The organism is Micromonospora sp. NPDC002296 (assembly GCF_040296145.1).
GTDB lineage: Bacteria > Actinomycetota > Actinomycetes > Mycobacteriales > Micromonosporaceae > Micromonospora.
The window spans coordinates 1-19,851 of record NZ_JBEOWQ010000038.1; the positions used below are offsets into that span (position 1 = coordinate 1).

Annotated in this window: 19 protein-coding genes and 1 pseudogene; 11 read left to right on the top strand and 9 right to left on the bottom strand. The window is 71.8% G+C overall.

Annotation, left to right across the window (positions count from 1 at the left end):
* The 3 genes and pseudogenes from ABT023_RS23390 to ABT023_RS23400 all read left to right on the top strand — a co-directional run.
* A pseudogene (locus ABT023_RS23390) lies at positions 1-552 on the top strand (putative baseplate assembly protein); the annotation flags it as partial.
* A gap of 18 nt (positions 553-570) precedes the next feature.
* Positions 571-1,140 (top strand): phage tail protein, encoded by a 570-nt coding sequence (locus ABT023_RS23395; protein WP_350888528.1) that lies wholly within the window; start codon positions 571-573, stop codon positions 1,138-1,140.
* Positions 1,137-2,372, top strand: coding sequence for a zinc ribbon domain-containing protein (locus ABT023_RS23400; protein ID WP_350888529.1), 1,236 nt, complete (start codon positions 1,137-1,139; stop codon positions 2,370-2,372). Before ABT023_RS23395 ends, ABT023_RS23400 begins: the two co-directional genes overlap by 4 nt.
* On the opposite strand, the gene ABT023_RS23405 is transcribed toward ABT023_RS23400, so the two are convergent.
* Positions 2,359-3,153: an AfsR/SARP family transcriptional regulator gene (locus tag ABT023_RS23405; RefSeq protein WP_350888530.1), complete on the bottom strand. Its 795-nt coding sequence runs from the start codon at positions 3,151-3,153 to the stop codon at positions 2,359-2,361. The genes ABT023_RS23400 and ABT023_RS23405 overlap by 14 nt on opposite strands.
* 272 nt (positions 3,154-3,425) lie before the next feature.
* Between ABT023_RS23405 and ABT023_RS23410 the strand changes: the two genes are divergently transcribed.
* Together ABT023_RS23410 and ABT023_RS23415 are read left to right on the top strand one after the other, a co-directional pair.
* Complete coding sequence (locus ABT023_RS23410) at positions 3,426-3,941, top strand: helix-turn-helix transcriptional regulator (protein ID WP_350888531.1); 516 nt, start codon at positions 3,426-3,428, stop codon at positions 3,939-3,941.
* A gap of 74 nt (positions 3,942-4,015) precedes the next feature.
* Entirely contained in the window at positions 4,016-4,774 is a 759-nt protein-coding gene (locus ABT023_RS23415; protein WP_350888532.1) for a helix-turn-helix transcriptional regulator, read from the top strand.
* Here the strand turns inward: ABT023_RS23415 and ABT023_RS23420 are convergent.
* The gene (locus ABT023_RS23420; RefSeq protein WP_350888533.1) at positions 4,767-6,986 is read right to left on the bottom strand and encodes an ATP-binding protein; all 2,220 of its coding nucleotides are present in this window, start codon (positions 6,984-6,986) and stop codon (positions 4,767-4,769) included. The two genes, ABT023_RS23415 and ABT023_RS23420, sit on opposite strands and share 8 nt — an antisense overlap.
* 438 nt (positions 6,987-7,424) lie before the next feature.
* Here ABT023_RS23420 and ABT023_RS23425 point away from each other — a divergent pair, with 438 nt between their 5' ends.
* On the top strand, positions 7,425-7,925 hold the full coding sequence (locus ABT023_RS23425; protein ID WP_350888534.1) for a hypothetical protein: 501 nt from the start codon (positions 7,425-7,427) through the stop codon (positions 7,923-7,925).
* A gap of 198 nt (positions 7,926-8,123) precedes the next feature.
* Here the strand turns inward: ABT023_RS23425 and ABT023_RS23430 are convergent, their stop codons facing one another.
* The 7 genes from ABT023_RS23430 to ABT023_RS23460 form a co-directional block, all read right to left on the bottom strand.
* Positions 8,124-9,449 (bottom strand): C39 family peptidase, encoded by a 1,326-nt coding sequence (locus tag ABT023_RS23430; RefSeq protein ID WP_350888535.1) that lies wholly within the window; start codon positions 9,447-9,449, stop codon positions 8,124-8,126.
* Positions 9,450-9,628: 179 nt separating this feature from the next.
* Positions 9,629-11,080: an SDR family NAD(P)-dependent oxidoreductase gene (locus tag ABT023_RS23435; RefSeq protein ID WP_350888536.1), complete on the bottom strand. Its 1,452-nt coding sequence runs from the start codon at positions 11,078-11,080 to the stop codon at positions 9,629-9,631.
* Between the two features lie 190 nt (positions 11,081-11,270).
* Positions 11,271-11,753, bottom strand: coding sequence for a phosphatase PAP2 family protein (locus ABT023_RS23440; protein ID WP_350888537.1), 483 nt, complete (start codon positions 11,751-11,753; stop codon positions 11,271-11,273).
* Positions 11,754-11,757: 4 nt separating this feature from the next.
* Positions 11,758-12,078: a DMT family transporter gene (locus ABT023_RS23445; protein WP_350888538.1), complete on the bottom strand. Its 321-nt coding sequence runs from the start codon at positions 12,076-12,078 to the stop codon at positions 11,758-11,760.
* Positions 12,079-12,089: 11 nt separating this feature from the next.
* Entirely contained in the window at positions 12,090-12,806 is a 717-nt protein-coding gene (locus ABT023_RS23450) for a transmembrane-type terpene cyclase (RefSeq protein WP_350888539.1), read from the bottom strand.
* On the bottom strand, positions 12,803-13,576 hold the full coding sequence (locus tag ABT023_RS23455; RefSeq protein WP_350888540.1) for a hypothetical protein: 774 nt from the start codon (positions 13,574-13,576) through the stop codon (positions 12,803-12,805). The genes ABT023_RS23450 and ABT023_RS23455 overlap by 4 nt, the downstream gene beginning before the upstream one ends.
* A 17-nt stretch (positions 13,577-13,593) precedes the next feature.
* Entirely contained in the window at positions 13,594-14,928 is a 1,335-nt protein-coding gene (locus ABT023_RS23460) for a cytochrome P450 (RefSeq protein ID WP_350888541.1), read from the bottom strand.
* 432 nt (positions 14,929-15,360) lie between these two features.
* Here ABT023_RS23460 and ABT023_RS23465 point away from each other — a divergent pair, with 432 nt between their 5' ends.
* The 5 genes from ABT023_RS23465 to ABT023_RS23485 all read left to right on the top strand — a co-directional run bounded on the left by ABT023_RS23465 (position 15,361) and on the right by ABT023_RS23485 (position 19,851).
* The gene (locus tag ABT023_RS23465) at positions 15,361-16,251 is read left to right on the top strand and encodes a polyprenyl synthetase family protein (RefSeq protein WP_350888542.1); all 891 of its coding nucleotides are present in this window, start codon (positions 15,361-15,363) and stop codon (positions 16,249-16,251) included.
* Positions 16,252-16,265: 14 nt separating this feature from the next.
* Positions 16,266-17,363, top strand: coding sequence for a Rieske 2Fe-2S domain-containing protein (locus ABT023_RS23470; protein ID WP_350888543.1), 1,098 nt, complete (start codon positions 16,266-16,268; stop codon positions 17,361-17,363).
* Complete coding sequence (locus tag ABT023_RS23475; RefSeq protein WP_350888544.1) at positions 17,360-18,427, top strand: aromatic ring-hydroxylating oxygenase subunit alpha; 1,068 nt, start codon at positions 17,360-17,362, stop codon at positions 18,425-18,427. The genes ABT023_RS23470 and ABT023_RS23475 overlap by 4 nt, the downstream gene beginning before the upstream one ends.
* On the top strand, positions 18,424-19,263 hold the full coding sequence (locus ABT023_RS23480) for an SAM-dependent methyltransferase (protein WP_350888545.1): 840 nt from the start codon (positions 18,424-18,426) through the stop codon (positions 19,261-19,263). The genes ABT023_RS23475 and ABT023_RS23480 overlap by 4 nt, the downstream gene beginning before the upstream one ends.
* Before the next feature lie 174 nt (positions 19,264-19,437).
* Entirely contained in the window at positions 19,438-19,851 is a 414-nt protein-coding gene (locus ABT023_RS23485) for a protein-tyrosine phosphatase family protein (RefSeq protein WP_350888546.1), read from the top strand.

Sequence of the window (19,851 nt, forward strand, 5' to 3'; positions counted from 1 at the left end):
GCCCGGGTCCGGTGCCTGCCCGCCGGTGACGGCAGCGCGGCCGGCGGGGTCCGGCTGCTGGTCGTGCCGGAGGTGGCCGCCGACGAGGAGGGCCGGCTCCACTTCGAGGACCTGGTGCCCCCGGACGGGATGCTCGCCACCATCGCCGAGCACCTCGACGCCCGCCGCCCGGTGGGCACCCGGCTCATGGTGGAGCCGCCGTTCTACCAGGGCGTCACGGTCGCGGCCCGGCTTGTTCCCCGCCCCGACACGGCCGCCGCGCAGCTCCGTGCCGAGGCGACGGCCACCCTGTACCGGTACCTCGACCCGGTACGCGGCGGGCCGGAGGGGACGGGGTGGCCGTTCGGGCGGCAGGTGCACTCCGGGGAGATCTTCGGGGTCCTGCAACGGCTGCCGGGGGTCGAGGTGGTCGAGGAGGTACGGATGTTTCCCGCCGACCCGCTGACCGGCCGCCGGGGCGAGCAGGTGACCCGGATCGAGCTGGACCGGCACGCCCTCGCCTTCTCCCACCAGCATCAGGTCCGGGTCGACGAGCGCCCGCCGGGCGCCTGAGCAGGAGGGAGCACGCGGATGCGCGCCGCTATCGAGGGACTGGCCACGCCCGACCCGCTGGGTCGGCGGTTGCCCGCCGTCTACGCCGCCGACGACCTGGCCCAGCGCCTGACCGACGCGTACGACCAGGTCATCGCGCCGGTGCACGCCACGCTGGACAGCCTGTGGGCGTACTTCGACCCGGCGCTGGCCCCGCCGGACTTCGTGGACTGGCTGGGTGGCTGGGTCGCCGCCGGGGGCGGGCGCGACGCAGGCACCGACGAGCGCCGCCGAATGGTCGCGGGCGCGGTGGCCCGGCACCGGGTGCGCGGCACCGCCGCCGGGCTCGCCGAGGAGATCCGGCTCGCCACCGGCGTCACCCCCGAGGTCGTCGAGAGCGGCGGGACGGCCTGGTCCGCCACCCCGGGTGCCGAGCTGCCCGGTTCCGCCGAGCCCGCCCTGACCGTACGGATCAGGGTGTCCGAGCCCACTGCGGCCCTGGAGTCCCGGCTCCGGGCGGTGGTCGAGGCGAACCGGCCGGCACACGTGCCGTACACCGTGGAGGTGCTGTCGCCCGACGACGGCCCGGCGGCGGGCGGGCCCCGGTGAGGATCTGCGACAACTGCGGCGCCGAGGTGGCCGCCGGCGACGGCTTCTGCGGCACCTGCGGTGCCTTCCTCGCCTGGGACGCCACCGACACGGCACCCGCGCCGGCGACCACGACCGCCAGGGACGCCCCGGCCGGCGGCGGCGCCACGCCGGCCGCGACCGCGACCGGAATGCCGGCCGGGACGGCGGCGGAGGAAACGCCGGCCAGGACACCGACTGAACTGACTGAACCGACCGAACCGACCGAACCGGCGGCCGAGCCGGCGGCCGGGACGGGGGACGTCGGGCACGAGGAACACCGGGCGCAGGAGCGGGACCTTCGGCGGGCCGCCGCGCTCGTGGTGCCGGTGCGCCCCGCCGACGAGACCGGTCCCACCCCGCCCCCCGACCGGGCCGCCGGCACCCCACCGCCGGCCGCCGACCGGCCTCCCGTCGCCGGCCAGCCCGGCGCGGTGCTTCCGGGCCGGCCCGTCGCGCCCACGCCCGAGGTCCGCGACTTCGCCGGTGACCGGGCCGGCGGCGCGGACGACGTGGTCTGCCCGGCCTGCGGGACCACCAACCGGGGCGGCAGCTCGTTCTGCCGGGGGTGCGGTCGGCCGCTGACCGCGACGGCCCGACCGACGGCGGTCGTACCGTGGTGGCGGCGGCTGCGATGGCCCCGGCGGCGGCCCGGCCGGGGCCGGCTGCGGCGGCTGCTCGCGGTGCTCGTGGTCCTGGTCCTGGTCGCCGGGGCGGTCTGGGCCGTCGCCCGTTTCGCGGGCCCGGTCGTCGACGCGGTCCGGGACCGGACGGCGAAGCCCGAGGCGGTCCTGCCGAGCACGGTGACGGCCTCCAGTGAGGCGTCCGGTCACCCCGCCCGGTCCACCGTGGACGGCCTGAACAACCGGTACTGGGCACCCGCCACCGACCGGCCGGCCACCGGCCAGTACGTGGAGCTGACCTTCGACCCGCCGATCCGGCTGATGGACCTCATCGTGCACACCGGGGCGTCCCCGCAGCAGGACGCGTTCGTCCGGCAGGGGAGGCCGGCCGAGCTGACGATGACCCTGTGGACCAGGGACGGCACGAGCAGCACCACGGTGCTGCGCCTGACCGACCGGCCCGGACCGCAGAGCTTCCACCACGTGACGGGCGGGGTGGCCCGGCTCCGGTTGACCGTCGACGCCAGCTACGGCGCGCAGCAGGGACGGCAGGTGGCGCTGGCCGAGATCGAGGTGTTCAGGCGGCCGTGACGTGCACGGTTCGGGTGTCGGCCGGCCGGGCGACGCCGAGCGAACGGAGCATCCGTTCGTACGCCTGCTGGCTGCGTTGGGACGCCGCCACGTCGCCGGCCCGGCGCTGCGCGGCGACCAGTAGCCGCCATCCGTCATCGTGGTAACCGTCGAACTCCAGCGCCCGCCGGGCCGCCGTCGCCGCGGCCCGGGCCCGTCCCCGGTTCAGCTCCAGCCGGGCGAGCAGCACCGCGGCCTCCGTCGCCCGGGCCCGGTGCCGGTCCCGGCCGGCGAGCACCCACTCGGCGGGTCCGTCCTCGGGCAGCAGGTCACCGGTGTAGTGGTCGAGCGCGCTGCGGAGCGCCGCGACGGCAGCCGCGTCCTCGCCGGTCGACCGGGCCCGCCGAACGGCGACCAGCGACGCTTCGAAGGCTGACACGTCACAGACACCGCCCGCCCCCAAGTCCAACCGGTACGTCGACCCGTCGCGGATGATGAACCGGGACGCGCCCCGGGCCACGCCGGGCTCCAGGAAGGTACGCAGTGTCGAGACGCCGACGTGTAGGTTGTTGATCGCGGCCCGGTCCGGCAGCTCCGGCCAGAGCGCCGCCGTGATCCGCTCCCGGTGCACCGGCTGACCGGCGTCCGCCGCGAGGTAACGCATCAGGGTCCGGATCCGGGGGCGTATGCCCGACCAGTCCACCGGGACGCCGTCCGGCTCCAGCCGGAACCCGCCGAAGCAGCGTAACCTCAGGTACCGGCGCCCCTCGGAGGCGGCTGCCGGACGATCCCTCGAAGTCATGTGATCTGTCTCCCTTGTCGCCACGACAACGCGGGCCGTTGCCGGTCCGCGACCAGACGCCAGCACCGGGCCGCGCTGGTGTCGGGCGCGGTCACGGCGTAGGCGGGACCGCCTGTGCTGGGGAGGTGGGCGACCCACGTCGCGTCGCAGATTCTGCTCGGCCGTCGGGGGACATGGGCAGCCGTCAATTCGGGGACTTCCGGGGCATCTACCATCGGTAGCGCTCGGAACACGCTGGGGTTCGGGCACCCATCCTTCCCAGGAGCGACCTGATGTCGACCGTCGACCCACCCGAAGCCGGTGGACCCATGCCGGTCGTGGTCCGGTGGGACGGTCTGGCCGGCGAACGTTGGCCGGAGCTGGCCGACCTCACCGCCGACGGGCTGGTCCTCCTCGTGCTGCCCAACGAGACGACGGTCGCCCCGTTGGCGCTGCTCGCCGCCGGGGTCCGGGCTGTCCTACGGGACGGCGACGGCACCGACGAGCTGAACCTGGCCCGGTCGGCGGTGCTCACCGGCGGGTCGTACCTGTCGCGGAGCGTGGCGGCGTCGGTCGGCGGCCGGCCGGGCGGTGACGGCCGGGGAGACCCGGCGTCCCTGGGCCCCCGGGAGGTGGAGACGCTCCGGTACATCGCCCAGGGCCTCACCCACCGGCAGGCCGCCCGCCGTCTAGGAGTCACGGAACAGACCATCAACACGTACGCGAAGCGGCTGCGCCGCAAGCTCGGCGCCGCCAACAAGGCCGAGCTGACCCAGCGCGCGGTCGAACTCGGCTACCTGCCGGTGTGACACCGTTCTTGCCGGTCTTCTTGCCTCGTCCCGCCACCCATTCCGTAGTTGACTGCTCACCGAGAGGTGGGCGGATGTACGACGTGTGTGTGGTGGTGTCCGAGCCGCTGGCCCGGCGCGGGGTTCACCAGCTGATCGACGGCAACGACATGGTTCGGTGTCTGCTCGCCGTCGACACGGCGAGCGAGGTAGCCGCGGTCGGCGGGGGCCCCGACACGGTGGTGGTCCTGGTCGACCCGCTGCCGCAGGTGGTCCGGTGGGCCTGCGCCCGACACCCGACCCTGGTGATGATGCCGGAGTCGACGAAGGCCATGACGATGGAGGCGATCCGGGCCGGCGCCCGCTCGGTGGTGAGCACCGCGACCGAGCGTACGCAGCTGCGGATCGCCCTCGACGTCACCGCGGCCGGCGGGTTCTACCTGTGCCCGATGCTCTCCGCCCGGCTCCGCGCCGACGCGGACGGCCCCGGCCCGGAGCGCCCGGTCGGCGGCGGCCAGTCCGGCGGTGTGGTCACCGGCGGTCGGGGGGCGGCCGGCGGCGGGGGCCCGGCCTGCGCGCCGGGTCCCGGGCCGGGCCGGGACCGGACACGTTCCCGAGCGCCCCGCCGGCCCGCGCTCGCTCCCCGGGAGGCGGCGACCCTGGAGCTGATCGCCCAGGGCCTGACACATGCCCAGACGGCCCGCAGGCTGGGCATCTCCGAGGCCACGGTGAACACCTACGTCACCCGGATCAGGTCGAAGCTCGACGTCGGGAACAAGGCCGAGCTGACCCTGGAGGCGATCACCCTCGGGTTGGTGCAGCGTCGCCGGTGCGGCGTCGATCCGGTCACCTGAGGGGCTCGCCGAGCTGAGCCCGCACCCGCTCCGCATGCCGGACCGACGGGACGTCGTTGACCGCTTCGAGGATGTCGGTGGCCCGGTCGAGCGCGTGCCTGGCCCGGTCCGGTTCCCCCGCCCGCAGCAGCACCTCGGCGAGGCTCAGGTGGGTCCGGCCGCTGGCGTTCGGGTCGTCCCCGGCGACGAAGTCCCCGATCGCCCCGAGCAGGGTGGCCTCTGCGTCGCCGAACCGGCCGAGGTCCGCCTGCAACAACCCCAGCCGCAGCCGCATCCAGCCCCGCAGCGGACGGCTGGAGAGCCGGTCCGGGAGGGCGGTCGCCCAGCCGGCGTGGGCGTCCTCGACCAACTCCAGGGCCTCGTCGAGCTGGCCGAGGGACCGCAGCAGGTCCGACAGCGAATAGGAGGCCACGATCCAGCCGAGTTTGTCGTCCGCGTCCGACAACAGCCGCCTGGCCGCCCGGAACTGCTCCACCGCCTCGGCGGGAGCGCCCCGCCTGCTCAGTAGGCCGGCCAGGTAACAGCGGGACCATCCGATCGTCCGTGGGTCACCGGCCGCCTCGGCCAGCGCCAGCGCGGTGTCATGCTCGACGAAAGCCTCGTCGGCTTCGCCCTTGACCAGGTGCAGCGCCCAGCCGAGACTGTTCCGCTGGGTGGCCTCGGCGCCCGGGTCGCCGAGCGCCCGCGCGGCACGCACCGCCAGGCCGAACAGCTCGTCCCAGGGCACCGCCAGGTGTCGCCGGTCGGAGTACCAGTACAGGTGCCGGGCGGCGGCCAGGACTTCGTGATGGCGTCCCCGCGCTGCCGCGTGCCGGACCGCCCACCACCAGGCCGGTCGCTCGGTGTCGAGCCAGCCCACCGCCGCGATTGCCGTGGGAAAACCGCCCGACGGCTCCCGGCAGACCGGGTCGAGCCACCCCTCGGCCGCCGCGACCCGGTCCAGGAGGTACGCGGCCAGGCGGTCCCTGGCCGCCTCCCGGCCCTCCGCCGTCTCGTCCCCCGCGACCCGCTCGGCGGCGAAGAGCGCCAGCAGGTCGTGCAGGACGTACCGACCGGGGGTGGCCCCAGCGGTGAGAAGTCCCGCGTCCACCAGGCCGTCGAGCCGGTCCTCAGTGACCGTCACGGGTTCGCCGGTCAGCGCCGCGACCACCGGCGCGGAGTACTGCGGCAGCGAAACGGCGGCCAGCAGCCGGAACGCCCGCCGGGCCGGTGCGTCGAGCAGCCGGTACGACAGCTCGAAGGCGCTGCGCACCTGGACGTCGCCGGCCCGCAGCACGTCGAGCCGGCGCTGCTCGTCACGGAGCCGCTCGACCAGCGACTGCACGCTCCACTCCGGACGCACCGCGAGCCGGTTCACGGCCACCCGGAGGGCGAGCGGCAGCCCGCCGCAGAGCCGGCCCAGCTCCACCGCCGCCGTGCCCTCGGTGTCGATCCGGCCACCGCCCACCGTCGTGGCGAGCAGGGTGTACGTCTCGACGTTCGACAGCACTGCCAGCGGCAACCGGTACACCCCGGCCAGCCCGGCCAGCGTGTTCCGGCTGGAGATCAGGACCAGCCAGCCTGGCCCGCTCGGCAACAGAGACCGCACCTGCGCCTCGTCCCGGGCGTTGTCCAGAACCAGCAGCCCTCGTCGGTCGGCGGTGAGGGTGCGCCAGAGGGTCAGCCGGGCGTCCGGCGAGGACGGTGGCTGGGTCACGCCGAGGGCGGTGAGTAGCTGGTCGAGGGCCTGCGCCAGGGTCGTCGGCTCGTCGTCCATGCCCCGCAGGTCGACGAAGAGCGGCCCGTGCGGGAACCGGCGTGCCTGGGCGTACGCGGAGTGCACCACCAGACTGGTTTTTCCCACGCCGGGCGGGCCGCTGACGACGACGACCCGGACGGCGCCGGACCGGCAGGCGGCCTCCGCCTCGCCGGCGAGCCGGCGCAGCTCCTCGGCCCGGCCGGCGAAGTCGGCCAGGTCCCCGGGCAGCGAGCCCGCCCGGTCGTTGTCCGGGCCGCCACGGGCCACGGAGAGCAACCGGGACCGGTCCGGCTCGGAGAGGCGGAGCCGGTCGGCCAGTTCCTCCACGGTGCGGCGCTGAGGTCGGGCCACCCGGCCGAGTTCGAGGTTCCGCACGGTACGCACCGCGACGCCCGCCAGCTCGGCGAGTTCCTCCTGGGTGAGCCCGGCGGATGCACGGTGCCGCCGTAGGAGCGTGCCCAGCCGGCCGCTCATTCCGACGCCCCCGAACGACCAGTTCCTTTGGTGAGCATCACGCAACGGATAGTTACAGATTCGGGCACCGATCCCCAACGTCGTCGCACCATGCCCGGAGGCGCGGAGTTCCACGCGGCGTGCATCGACCGGCTCATCGGGGTCCTGCGACAGGCCCGTGCCGTGATCGTCGACGACGACCGATCACGCGGATCGGAAGGCCAGGGGTTCGGGTCCCGCTGGGCGCTCCGCATGATCGATGCGGTGGCGTACGGAAAGCGGGTCACGGCTCTCCCTCGTGGGTTGCGTCCGTGGCCACGCACGGCCCCAGCCGTGGGGACGCCCGAAAGGCTCGGCCCCTGCACCTCCGGTCCATGGGGGCGCGGGCCGCGCTGACGCAGGAGGCGCAACCAGTGCGACCCGACAGCGCCGACCTGACGGCGTTGCCAGGGTCGGTACGTGGAGCGTGGCGAGCTCTGGTGGGCCCAGATCGATGAGAAGCGACCGGTGGTGCTGCTTTCCGGCGGTGCGGGATCGGAGTTCCGGGCCATGCAGATCGTCGAGCCGGCGACAGGCTGGCCGTGGCGGTGGCATCCGCCGATATTGGTGGGTCCAGGCTATCCGGACGGTGGATCATCAATCGGCGATCGTGGATTTATAATGGTCGGCAGGTTCGTCACCACTCCGGAAGGACTCGCAATGCCCCAGCCGCTCCGCCGCCGGCTCGCACGCCTCGGGGTTGTCGCCGCCGCCGCGGCAGCCGTCAGCTTCACCGTCCAGCCGGCCCCGGCCGCCGCCGTGCAATTCGATTGGAACGGCTACTTCGTGACCTACGACGAGTGCGAGCGCTACCGCATCGATGCCAGCTACTGGGGTGAGGTCAGTAGCAACTGTGAGTACCGCACCCTGCCCAACAGCGAATACAACGGCTGGTACTTCCGGGCTTGGCTGCCGGGGTAGGACCGCCGGGCGACCGAATCAGGTGGCGGCAGCGTGTGCCAGGCTCGCGCGTCCCGCCCTGCCGCCACCGAGTTCACCGATCGCAGCCGGTATGCCGACCGGGCGGCCACCGCGGCGCAGGGGCGATGCGGGTGGCCGCCCGGGGTCGGTCGAGGGAGGGCCGGTGCCGGTGCCCGATGGCGACTGTGCCGACCGTCGCTACCAGTTGGTGGAGTCCGTCACCTGCGGCCAGGCCATTCCGGTCGGCTTGATGAGGTAGACGATGCCGCCGGAGCCGCTGCCTGCGCCGCCGCTGGCCGTGGTCCGCTTGGTCCGCAGCCAGATCTGCTCGAACTGCGTCCGGGAGTAGACGTGCCGTACCGCGTCGTTGCTGGGCGAGGCCGGGTCGTTGGCGATCACGTCACCGGTGGCGGTGAAGCCGACCACCACCATCAGGTGCCCGGCGGTGCCGTAGCCCGCCCCGGTCAGCTCGCTGGCGAGGAAGGACTGACTGGCCACCACAGGGATGCCGGCGGCGATGAAGTGCTCGATCTCGTCGAGTGAGTGCAGCCGGGTCACCTTCGTTTCCAGCCCGGGAAAGCTGGCCGCGTACGCGGTGTTGAACGGCCAGTTGCCGGCGCCCTTGTACTGGTAGTCGTAGGTCATCCGGGCGGCGTGGTCGACCGTCGGGTCCGCGTAGCTGGGGTCCACCCAGGACGTGTCGGCGGCGGAGGGCTTCCGCCCCCAGTACTCGATCACCATCTCGATGGAGGTCGGCGAGCACCAGGCCTCACCGCCGCCGCCGTACTGCGTGTACTGGCCGGCGTGGACGTTCTGCGAGTAGCGGGGGACCGCCAGCTCGGTGCCCCAGGCGATATGGCCGGCACTGGGGGTGACGGTGAACCGGTCCGGCACGTTCGAGCTCATCGCGCCGACCGAGCGGACCAGCGGGGAGGCGGTCTTCGCCGGGTCGCGGTAGAGGGTCAGCCGGAGCTGGTACGCCCGCAGCAGCACCCCGGCGCTCGCGTTGTCGATGGCGAAGGTGTCGGTCGAGATGCTGGACGTCCTGTCGCCCTGCCTGTCGACGCTGGTCCGCTTGATGTCGGCGTCGCCGGAGGCCCAGCGCCCCAGCACGTACCATGGGGTGCGGGTGCCGGTGGTGTAGGTGCCCTGGAGTTCGACCTGGAGCCAGGTGCCGGCCGGGGTGTCGGCGTTCCAGGAGGCGATCAGCTCCCTGGCCCCGAAGCCCACCTCGGTCAGCGGCGAGGTCCAGGTGCCGTACGCCCAGGTCCGCCTGATGCTGGTGTGCGGGTCCTTGTAGACGGTGGTGCCGACCGGGGTGCCGAGGGTGAGCCCGGCGGCGGTGACGGTAGTGCCTGCGGTGGCGCCGGTTGACAGGGTGGCCCCGGACCAGCCCTGCCAGGTGATCTGCTCGTCGTGGGCGGCCGTGCTGGCTCCGGTGGCCCCTGCGGGGGCGGTGGTGCCGAGGAGGGCGAGCGCGGTGGCACCCGCGAGGGCGACGGCGCGCAGCGGTGTCATGGCCATGGCAGCTCCACGGGGTGAGGCATCGTTGCCGTTCACTGTCCCGCCTGGAGGGAAGTTTCGCCAGAGGTTCTTATATGGAAAATCATTGCCAACGGGGGCACGCCAGCAGCGGCAGGGCATCTGGCGTGGCCGTGTCAGCGTCACGTGCCCTGGTCAGCTGCCATGTGCAACTTCTCCGATCACCATTCGCAGGGCGCGTAGTCCTTCAGGAAGCAGCCGTACAGGTCTTCGCCCTGCTCGCCGCGGACGATCGGGTCGTACACCCGGGCCGCGCCGTCGACCAGGTCCAGCGGGGCGTGGAACCCCTCGTCCGCCAACCGCATCTTCGTCGGGTGGGGCCGCTCATCGGTGATCCAACCGGTGTCGACGCTGGTCATCAGGATGCCGTCGGTCAGCATCTCCTGGGCGCTGGTGCGGGTCAGCATGTTCAGCGCGGCCTTGGCCATGTTGGTGTGCGGGTGCCCTGGGCCCTTGTAGCCGCGTCCGAACTGGCCCTCCATCGCCGACACGTTCACCACGTACTTGCGGCGGGCCTTCGCCGCGGCCATCGCCGGACGCAGCCGGCTGACCAGCACGAACGGCGCGGTCACGTTGCACAGCTGCACCTCGAGCAGCTCGAGGGGGTCGACCTCCTGCACCCGCTGCACCCAGCTGTTGACCGAATCGAGGTCCGGCACGAGGCCGCCGGCGTCGATGGCGGTGGACGCCGCGATCCGCTCCGGGGAGGCGGAGCCACTGGTCAACGCCAGCGCGGTCAGCGCGTGCGGGGTGAGCGCGGTCGACTTCGGCCCGGCGGTCAGGCTCCTGGCCGGGCCGCCGGCCGGCTTGGTGAACATGATCACCTCCGGCAGGGGGCCGTCCGGCAGGGCTGCGGCCTCTGCGGCGACGAGCTGCGCGTACGCCCCTGGCGAGCGGCGGACGGTCTGCGCCGCGTTGTTGATCAAGATGTCGAGTGGCCCCTGGCTGCTGACCGAGTCGGCGAGGGCGATCACCTGGGCGGGGTCGCGCAGGTCGATCCCGACGATCCGCAGGCGGTGCAGCCAGTCCGCGCTGTCCGGCATCGCGGCGAACCTGCGGACCGCGTCGTGCGGGAACCGGGTGGTCACCGTCGTGTGCGCGCCGTCCCGCAGCAGCCGTAGGGCGATGTACATGCCGATCTTCGCCCGGCCGCCGGTGAGCAGCGCGCGGCGGCCGGTCAGGTCGGTACGCGCGTCCCGGCGCTCGCGGTTGAGCGCCGCGCAGGACGGGCAGAGCTGGTGGTAGAAGGCGTCCACCTCGCGGTAGCGCTGCTTGCAGACGTAGCAGCCGCGCGCGTTGTGCAGGACGCCCGCCGTGGCGCCGGCGGTGGGCGAGGCGAGCGGAATGCCCTGGGTCTCGTCGTCGATCCGCCCGGGGGCGCCGGTGGCTGTGGCAGCCGTCACCGCCCGGTCGGCCGCCAGGATGGCGTCCCGACGCTCCTCCCGCCGCCGCTGCTTGATCACCTTGTAGAGCTTGGCGGTGGCCCGCTGCACCTGCACCACGTCGGGATGATCCGGAGGCAGGGCCTCCAACGCCGCAAAGACGCTGAGACAGGTCTCCAGCCGGTCGCGGTCAATCGCGTGCTGACCGCTCTCCAGGTTCATTTCCGCCATGCGTCTCTGTCTCGTCCCGTTTCCGGTGCCGGATCCAGCCGGCCCCACCCCAAGTCCGACCCGAAACTGTACGCACCCTGCGACGCCCGACGCATCCCGCGTTCCGGAGCCCGCCCGGGCAGCCGCAGCGCCGGCCACGACGTCGACCGGCCAGTGCATGCCCGGTCCGCATGAGCGGGAGGAGGTCCTCTTACGGCCCCGCCGGCGTCCGGCGGCGTGGTCGCATCATCAGCCCCCCGAGCCACCAGCCCAGCGCCGCGCCGGTGCCGCCGATTCCGATCGCAGCCACGACGTCGACCGGCCAGTGCACGTGCGCGAGAACCCGGGCGACGCCGATCATCGCGGCGGTCGCCATCAGCGCCGCCGCGACGGCCCGACGGTACGGCCACAGCAGCGCTGCCATCATCGTGGTCGCGGTGGTGTGGTCGGACGGGAACCCGCTGTCGGCGTCGTGCGGGAACCATGGCTGCACCTGGCCGTCGGCGAACGGCCGGGGGTGGTGATAGGCGAGCGCGGCGAGTCCGACCAGGGCGACGGTGGCAGCCGTGGCCACCAGCAGTTGGACGGCGATGACGCGCCGGGAGGGCTCGGGCAGGCGCCAGCAGGACACGGCGAATGCGGCGGTGACCAGGTAGATGGCGTACTCGGCCACCGCCACCACGGCGGTACGCACCCGGTCACTCCGCGCCGGCGAGGTTGAGGGTCGCCACACCGGCGATGATCAGCGCGATACCGGCGATCTTCGCCGGCGTCAGCGCTTCGCCGAAGGCGAACCGGGCGACGATCGCTATCGCTGCGGTGCCGACTCCGGACCAGATCGCGTAGGCGACGCTCACCTGTAGGTGCCGGACCGCCAAGGCGAGCAGCGTGAAGGACAGCAGGTACGCCACGCCGACAACGATCGTGGGCACGAGCTTGGTGAAGCCGGCGCTGTGTTTGAGCGCCGACGTGCCGGTCACTTCGAACGCGATGGCGCCGAGCAACAGGATCCAGGCCATGTCCGTCCTCCTCAGAAGTGCCGCCAGGGCCGGACGCCCTCGGCCTTGAGCCGTCGGCGCAGCATCACGATGTAGATGATGTCGGCGATGAAGACCAGCAGATAGAGATAGTTGACCAGGGGAGTCAGCGGATAGTCCTGGTGCGTCACGCTGTCGGTGACGAAGGAGGCCGGGCTGTCCGGCCACTGCTGGGTGACGCTGGTCGTCACGGTGAGCGCGGTGGCGATCCAGGCGAACAGCGTGCCGAGGAACTTGGCGACCGCGATGTAGAGCGACTGGCCGCGGCTGCTGCCCCGGCGCACCAGCATCGTGATGAACAGGATCGACATCATGACGTTGATGCCGAAGCCGGTGTACTCGCCGTCCGGGTCGTTGAACTCGAAGAAGGCCAGATGCATCGCCGGGTACGCGGCCGCGATGGCGAGGAGCGCCACCGGCCGTATGTAGCGGCGTACCGGCGCGTCGAACTCGGTGGGCCCGTACCGGTACACCTGCCAGAGGATCACCAGGTCGAAGAGGAACCAGACGATGCTCAGCGTGTGGATGTGGTCGGCGAAGGGGTTGATGAAGAATCCGTACGCGGCCTCCCAGCACAGGTTGGTGGCCAGCGCCGCGATCGGCATCCCGTAGGTGTGTTCCTTGAAGCCGCGGTAGATGATCCCCACGTAGGCGATCAGCCAGAAGATCACACAGATGACGCCGGTGACGACGACGATGTTCGAGGTCATGGAGCCCTTTCGAGGATCGGCTCAGGAATCTGGGCGGTACGCTGCCGGTAGCGGCGGGTGCCGAGCACGGCCAGGCGGTCGCGCCGGGCTGCGGGGAAGCTGCCGAGACGTTCGAGGAAGAGCGCCTCGTACCGGTCGAGTTGGGCGCGTAGCCGCGCGGGCGCGGCGTCACCGTGGAGGCGTACGATCGCGTCGTAGGTGTTGAACTGCCCGCTCGCCACGTCCTGTGTGTAGTGCTCAAGGTCGTTGCCGATGTCGGCGAGCACCTCCACCGGCCACAGCAGGTCGAGGAGATCCTGGTCGATCGGCCGGCGGAGGATTGCGAACGTCATGGCGTGCAGCAGCCGTACGTCGGAGGAGCGCAGCTCGGCGAGCCGGAGCACCTGCTGCTGGTCGGCGACGCCGTGCGTGGTCACCTTGTTCTCCAGGCGCACGTACTGCTCGCCGAGATCGAGCTGGCGGGCCACCGCGTCGTTGTGGGCGCGGGCCCGGCGGAGAAGTGCCTCGAACCTGTACTTGTAGCGGACCAACTTGTCGTAGTGCTGGTTGTCCGCCACGTCGAGGTCGAGGTCGCGGCTGTCCTCGGCGACGGCGTCGACCCGGTAGACCAGGTACTCCACGAGGAACGTCAGCGGAGTGCACCGGGCCCGCTGCCATCGGGTCAGCTCCTGCGCCGGGTGGTACAGCTCGGTCACGTACTCCCGGAAGATGCCGCGCGACTTGGACAACACCGCGTGCTCGGTGCGGAGCCGCTCCCGTACGCGTGCCATCGTCGCCCGATTCCCCATCAGGATGCCTCCCGGACCAGCCGCATCCGGAGGTTCTTCGGGTAGAGCGTCGTCGAGGCGGCCGGGGTGACGCGGGCCCCGGGAACGGGGTCGAGGGTCCAGCGGCGGGTGATCGTGGCCAGCGCGAGCGTGGCCTCGACGTAGCTGAACTGGTCGCCGATGCACTTGCGGGCGCCGCCGCCGAAGCTGACGAACGCGCTGCGCGGCGGTGCCGGGCAGCGCGTCGCGTCCCACCGGTCGGGCCGGAACCGGTCGGGCTCTTCGTACAGATCGGCCCGGCGCTGAAGCAGGTACGGGCTCCAGGCGACGAACGTGCCGGCCGGGATCGGGTGCCCGCCGAGCTCGGTGTCGGCGGTGACGGCTCGGGTGACGATCCAGGCCGGCGGGTAGAGCCGCAGCGACTCGGTGACGATCCGCGTGGTGAGCTCCAGCTTGGGGATGTCCTCGAACGTAGCCACATCGCCGGTGAGGACCTGCTCGACCTCGGCGCGCTGCCGGGCCCGCACGTCGGCGTCCTGCGAGAGCAGGTACAGCGACCAGGCGAGGGTGTTGGCGATCGTCTCGGATCCGGCGGCGAAGAACGTCATGACTTCGTCGACCGCCTCGTTCTCGGTCAGCGAGGACGGCGTGTCGCTCTGGTCGTCGCGGGCGGCGAGCAGGCTGGCCAGCAGGTCGTCGTGGTCGCCTGCGTGGGCGCGGCGCTCGGCGACGATGGTGCCGATCGTCTGCCGCAGGCGGGTGACGGCCCTCCGGTAGCGCTGGTTGACCGGCAGCGGCAGCCGGGTCAGCACGGGCGGCAGCAACATGGTGCGGTGGATGCCGCTGACGAGCGTCTGCAGGTCGCCGACCGCCTGCCGGAGGCGGTCGGCCGGCATCGACGACGAGAACATCGTCGCGACGGCGATCGACATCGACAGTGACGCCATCTCGGCCCGGACGTCCAGGACCTGGCCCGGCCGCCAGCCGGCGGTCGCCGTGTCGATGTGGCCCGTCATCACCCGGGCGTATCCGGGGTGGCGGCTGTGGTGGAACGAGGGTTGCGCGAGGCGACGGCGGCGACGGTGCCGGCTGTGCGGGCAGGAGGCGAGGCCGTCGCCGAACTCCTCGAGCCCGGAGTCGAAGGAGGGGCCGCCCTTGTCGTAGGTGCGGTCGTCGACGAGGACCCTGCGGGTGAGTTCCGGGTCGCAGACGACCACGATCCGCACCGGTCCGAGCGCGAGGCGTAGCACGTTGCCGTGCGCCGGCAGGGTGGAGAGGTAGCCGAGCGGGTCGGACAGCAGCACCGCGGCATGCCCGATCACGGGTATCCGCCGCGGGGCGTCAGGTATCGCCATGCACTTCTCCACCGTCGGTGGCGCCCACGCGGGCGCGATGAATGTAAACGGACCTGTTCATCGTTGTCATAGCAAGTTCACATCAATGCGAAATCGTGGCCGACCCTGGCGGGTGTCCGTTCGGCGCCGGGTGGCGGCATGCCAAGATCGACACGGAAATGGCGGCGCCGCAGCACCGCCAAAGGGTCGACGCGGCAGTGTCGACCGCCGCAAATCCTCGCTGTTTTCCCGGGTCAGCCCGCTTTTTCTCGACGTCGACGCCGGGCGGTGGCGGCCGTTTTGATCATAACTTCACCCCCGTGGTTCAGCCCTGGCGCTACATTAACACCGTCGTCCGGCGATGGGCAAAATCAATGTATAACAGATGAACATTGACTCTCTGCGACGAGCGGAGTACGGTTGCACCGGCTTTGCACCCATGGGGGAACGTCAATGTTGAAACAGATTGACTTGCCATCACGCCTGCGCTCACAGCGTGAGCTCATCAACCGGGAACTCGAGCGGGCGATCCAGATCGGCGGGCCCGACGAGCTGTACCGAACAATCAGATATTCGCTGCTGGCGGGCGGTAAACGGGTCCGGCCGATCCTGTGTCTCACCGCCTGTGCGGCCTGCGGCGGCAGCACCGAGGTGGCGATGCCGACCGCGGTTGCCCTGGAGATGCTGCATACCGCGACGCTGATCCACGACGACCTGCCGTCGATGGACGACGACGACTTCCGGCGCGGACGCCCCACCAACCACAAGGTGTTCGGCGAAGGCATGGCTCTGCTCGCCGGCGACGCGCTGCTGTCGTACTCGCTGGAGCACGTGCTCCTGCACACGGACGCGCCGACGAGCCGGGTCCTGCGGGTGATCCACACTCTGCTGCACACCATCGGTATCCACGGCGCGATCGGCGGCCAGGTCATCGACGTCCAGATGGCCGACCGTGAGGACGTCGACCTGGCGACGCTGGAGAGCATGCACACCCGCAAGACCGGCGCGCTGCTCAGCGCCGCCGTCGTGACGGGCGCGGTTCTGGGCGGCGCGGACGAGGAGAGGGTCCGCCGCGCCGAGTCGTACGGGATGAAGATCGGCCTGGCGTTCCAGATCATCGACGACATCCTGGACGTCACGTCGACCTTGGACGAGCTCGGCAAGACGCCGCACAAGGACGAGAAGCAGCGCAAGGCGACGTTCCCCCGGCTGCTCGGCCTCGACCAGTCACGCCGTCGCGCCACCGAACTCATCGCCTCGGCGAAGCAGGACGTCGAGTTGTTCGGCGCGGGTGCTCAGCCCCTGTGCGCCATCGCGGACTACATCCTCACCCGTACCAACTGAACGGGATCGTGCGAATGACCAGAAGGCATACCGACCGGCTGGCCCTGCCCGCGCCGGCCGCCGATCCCGTTCCCGCGGACCTGGCGGCCAGCTGGTACGCGGGACTCTCCACAGCCCGCCTGCGCGACCGCCCGGTGGCCCTGCAGCTGTTCGGCCGTGATCTGGTGGCGTGGCGGGAACGCTCGGGCCGGGCCGTCGTGGCTCCGCGCTACTGCCCCCACCAGGGCGCCAGCCTGGCACTGGGCAAGGTGGACGACGACGGCCTGCGGTGCCCTTTCCACGGCTGGAAGTTCGACGGGTCCGGCGCCTGCGTGCGGATTCCCGGATCCGCACGCATCCCGGCCACCGCGAAGCTGACGCCCTGTCCGACCGTGGAACGCTACGGCTACGTCTGGGTCTGGTACGGCACCGACGAGCCCCTGTTCAGCCTGCCGGACTTTCCCGCGCTCGCGGAGAACCGGGATCGCTACGTCGGCTTCCGCTACACCGACCGCAGCACCGGTACGGCCCGGCAGCTGCTGGAGAACGCGTTCGACTACTACCACTTCCAGACGTTGCACGGCCTGTCACTGGACCACACCGAGTTCCGGATGCTGCGCGATCAGTCGGAAGCCGCCGACAACGGCTCGCCGATCGATTCCCCCGCCTGGCTCGGCGCCTGGTTCGAGGGCATCGCCACACCCGGGCACCCGGTACGCGATCCCGCCCGCTGGGGGATGGCCAAAGCGGCGACGTTCGCGGCTGGTGACGCCTTTCAGCTGTTGGTCGACGGTTGGCCCGGCGGCCAGCGCTTCACCGGCTACGTCGACGGCAAGGAGTTCTTCAAGGTGCTGCTGGCGATCACGCCGGTGTCCGAACGGGTCACCACCCAGGTCGGCTGGGCGGGTACGCCGCGCACCGGCCGGCTGCGGACGCTCTTCAACCTCGTCATGCTCTACGGGCAGAGCCGCGCCGGAACCCGGCAGGACATCCCGATCTACGACACGACCGAGGCCACCGCCGGCACACTGCGCACCCCGTACGACAACGGCGTTGCGCAGTTCCGCCGGTACTACCAGTCGTGGGTGGGCAAGGTCGAGACCACGACCGCCCCGGTCAGGAGCCGGTCGTGACCGGGGCGAGCCCGATCTCGCACCAACCGCGCCGGACGGCCCCGTCGCAGCCGGGCACCGACATGCGGCTCGCCGCGGGCTGGTACCTCGCCATGGCCTCTGCCGAGCTGCGCCGCGGGCCTCGGAAGCTCGATCTGTTCGGCCGCGAGCTGGTCGCCTGGCGCGACGGGACCGGCCGGGCGTCGATCATGCCGCGGCACTGTCCGCACCTGGGCGCCAGCCTCGCGGTCGGCAAGGTGGTCGACGGCAGCCTGCGTTGCGCGTTCCACCACTGGCGCTTCGACGCCACCGGGGCGTGCGCGTCGGTGCCCGGCATGCAGCGGCTCTCGCACTCGATGAGACAGCCGCGGGCCTATCCCCTCGTCGAGCGGTACGGCTACCTCTGGGTCTGGTACGGCGGCGGCGAACCGGCCTACCCGTTGCCGGAGGTCCCGGCACTGACCGGGCGCCGGAGCGAATACCTGAGCTACCGCTTCTCGCACACGACCGCCGCGACGCCGCGCCGGGTCCTCGAGAACGCCTTCGACCATTACCACTTCATGGCCCTGCACGGTGTCGCGTGCGATCGTGCGCCGGAACTGGTCATCCTGCCGGAACCGGCCGCGGCCGCCGAGAACGGGCCGCCGATCCCCGTGGACGCCTGGACCGGGGCCCGGCTGGAGTTCCACGGCCTTCAGGTGCCCGCCGCGATCCGCGCGCTCGGGCTGCGCAGCGAGAAGTTCGAACTCCTCGTCGACGGCTGGCCCGCAGGGCAGCGCCTCACCTTCCTGCTGGACGGTGAGGTGGTGGTGAAGGAGTTGCTCGGCGTCACGCCGGCCGGTCCGGGGCGTACTCACCTGCGCGGCTGGTCACTGGTCCGCCGTACCGGCAACCCGGCCCGGGACCGGCTGGTGTACCTCGCCTATCGCGCCCACCACTGGTGGGGCACCCGCGAAGACCTCGCCATCTACCGCAACGCCGACGACACCGCGGCGCCCACCCCGACCCGGTACGACCACGCCCTCCTGCGTTTCCGCAAGCAGTATGCGACCTGGGTCGACCGCGCCGAAGAAGGAGCACTGTGAGCGACTCCTACCGCCCTGACCGCGAGAGCGTCGGGGAGATGTACGACAAGATCACCGTGCTGTCCGAGGACATGCTCGGCGACAGCCATCACTTCGGGTACTTCCCGGACGGCGTGCACGAGGACGTCGGCATGCGGGAAGCGGCCGACAACCTGACCGATCTGCTGATCGAACGGCTGGCGCTGCGGCCCGGCCAGCGAGTGCTCGACCTCGGCTGCGGAACCGGACGTCCCGCCGTCCGGCTCGCCGAGACCGTCCCGGTCGAGGTCGTCGGCATCACCATCAGCCAGGCGCAGGTCGACATCGCCACCGAGCGGGCGGCGGCCGCGGGGGTCGCCGATCGCGTACGGTTCGAGCTGGTCGACGCCACGTCCATGCCGTACGACAAGAGCTCGTTCGACGCGGTCCTCGCCATCGAGTCGCTTGAGCACCTACCCGACCAGGCCGGCGTGCTCAACGCGATCGCCGGGATCCTGCGGCCGGCCGGCCGGCTGGTGGTCGCGCAACCGGTGCTCCAACGAGTGGACGATCCGGAGCGGGACGACTTCGTCAGACAGCTCTACCAGAACTACCACCTGGCCCAGCCGCCGTACCTGGACGAGTATCCCCAACTCTTCGCCCGCGCCGGGCTGCGTACCCGGTACGTGGAAGACATCCACGAGCAGGTGATCCCGCCGACCCTCGCCGTGGTGGACGCATGGGTCCGGGCGAACTCCGAGCGGATCTCGGCGCTGGGCGACTACGCGCAGGAGGTGCTGGGGCTCATCGACGGCATGCGCACCTTCGCGGAGCTGCCCGGAGTGGGGTTCGCCGTCCTCATCGCCGGCAAGGAGTGACGGCCGTGCTCCGTAGCCACACCGGCTGGGACGCCGACGAGCGATTCCTGCTCCGGTGTCCCGGTTCGGGGAATCTGTCGCCTAGGCTTTCTCCCGGACCGGTCCCGAGGCCGAGTAGTGGAGGGGGTGTTCCGAATGACCGAAGCCGGCTGGCAGCCGAACGCAGCAGGTGTCATGAGACTGCCGTCCGGACGGCTGGTGCGCGGCCGCGGCCTGCGGAATCCGTTGCCGGACGGACCCGAGCCGCAGTTCGGGGTCTACCTGGTGGGCTCCCCGCCGACGCCGGTGACGTGGGAGAGCCGCTGGGTACGCTGGCGGGACTTCTGGCTGCCGGCCGACCGCACGGACTTCGTCGGCGTCCTGCACGAGGTGCTGGACCGGGCCGGGACGCAACGGGTCGAGCTGGCCTGCGGAGGCGGCTTCGGGCGTACCGGGACGGCGCTGTCGTGCCTGGCGGTCCTCGACGGCGTGCCCCCCGCGGAGGCCGTTGCCTACGTCCGCGAGCACTACTTGCACCGGGCCGTCGAGACACCGTGGCAACGGCGTTTCGTCGCTCGCTTCGACCAGACGGCGCACCACCGGCGCTGA

Bases quoted from the DNA above. Each gene is read 5' to 3' on its own strand.
- ABT023_RS23395 (WP_350888528.1), top strand. From the start codon at position 571: ATGCGCGCCGCTATCGAGGGACTGGCCACGCCCGACCCGCTGGGTCGG.
- ABT023_RS23405 (WP_350888530.1), bottom strand. From the start codon at position 3,153: ATGACTTCGAGGGATCGTCCGGCAGCCGCCTCCGAGGGGCGCCGGTAC.
- ABT023_RS23410 (WP_350888531.1), top strand. From the start codon at position 3,426: ATGTCGACCGTCGACCCACCCGAAGCCGGTGGACCCATGCCGGTCGTG.
- ABT023_RS23415 (WP_350888532.1), top strand. From the start codon at position 4,016: ATGTACGACGTGTGTGTGGTGGTGTCCGAGCCGCTGGCCCGGCGCGGG.
- ABT023_RS23420 (WP_350888533.1), bottom strand. From the start codon at position 6,986: ATGAGCGGCCGGCTGGGCACGCTCCTACGGCGGCACCGTGCATCCGCC.
- ABT023_RS23430 (WP_350888535.1), bottom strand. From the start codon at position 9,449: ATGGCCATGACACCGCTGCGCGCCGTCGCCCTCGCGGGTGCCACCGCG.
- ABT023_RS23435 (WP_350888536.1), bottom strand. From the start codon at position 11,080: ATGGCGGAAATGAACCTGGAGAGCGGTCAGCACGCGATTGACCGCGAC.
- ABT023_RS23445 (WP_350888538.1), bottom strand. From the start codon at position 12,078: ATGGCCTGGATCCTGTTGCTCGGCGCCATCGCGTTCGAAGTGACCGGC.
- ABT023_RS23450 (WP_350888539.1), bottom strand. From the start codon at position 12,806: ATGACCTCGAACATCGTCGTCGTCACCGGCGTCATCTGTGTGATCTTC.
- ABT023_RS23455 (WP_350888540.1), bottom strand. From the start codon at position 13,576: ATGGCACGCGTACGGGAGCGGCTCCGCACCGAGCACGCGGTGTTGTCC.
- ABT023_RS23460 (WP_350888541.1), bottom strand. From the start codon at position 14,928: ATGGCGATACCTGACGCCCCGCGGCGGATACCCGTGATCGGGCATGCC.
- ABT023_RS23465 (WP_350888542.1), top strand. From the start codon at position 15,361: ATGTTGAAACAGATTGACTTGCCATCACGCCTGCGCTCACAGCGTGAG.
- ABT023_RS23470 (WP_350888543.1), top strand. From the start codon at position 16,266: ATGACCAGAAGGCATACCGACCGGCTGGCCCTGCCCGCGCCGGCCGCC.
- ABT023_RS23485 (WP_350888546.1), top strand. From the start codon at position 19,438: ATGAGACTGCCGTCCGGACGGCTGGTGCGCGGCCGCGGCCTGCGGAAT.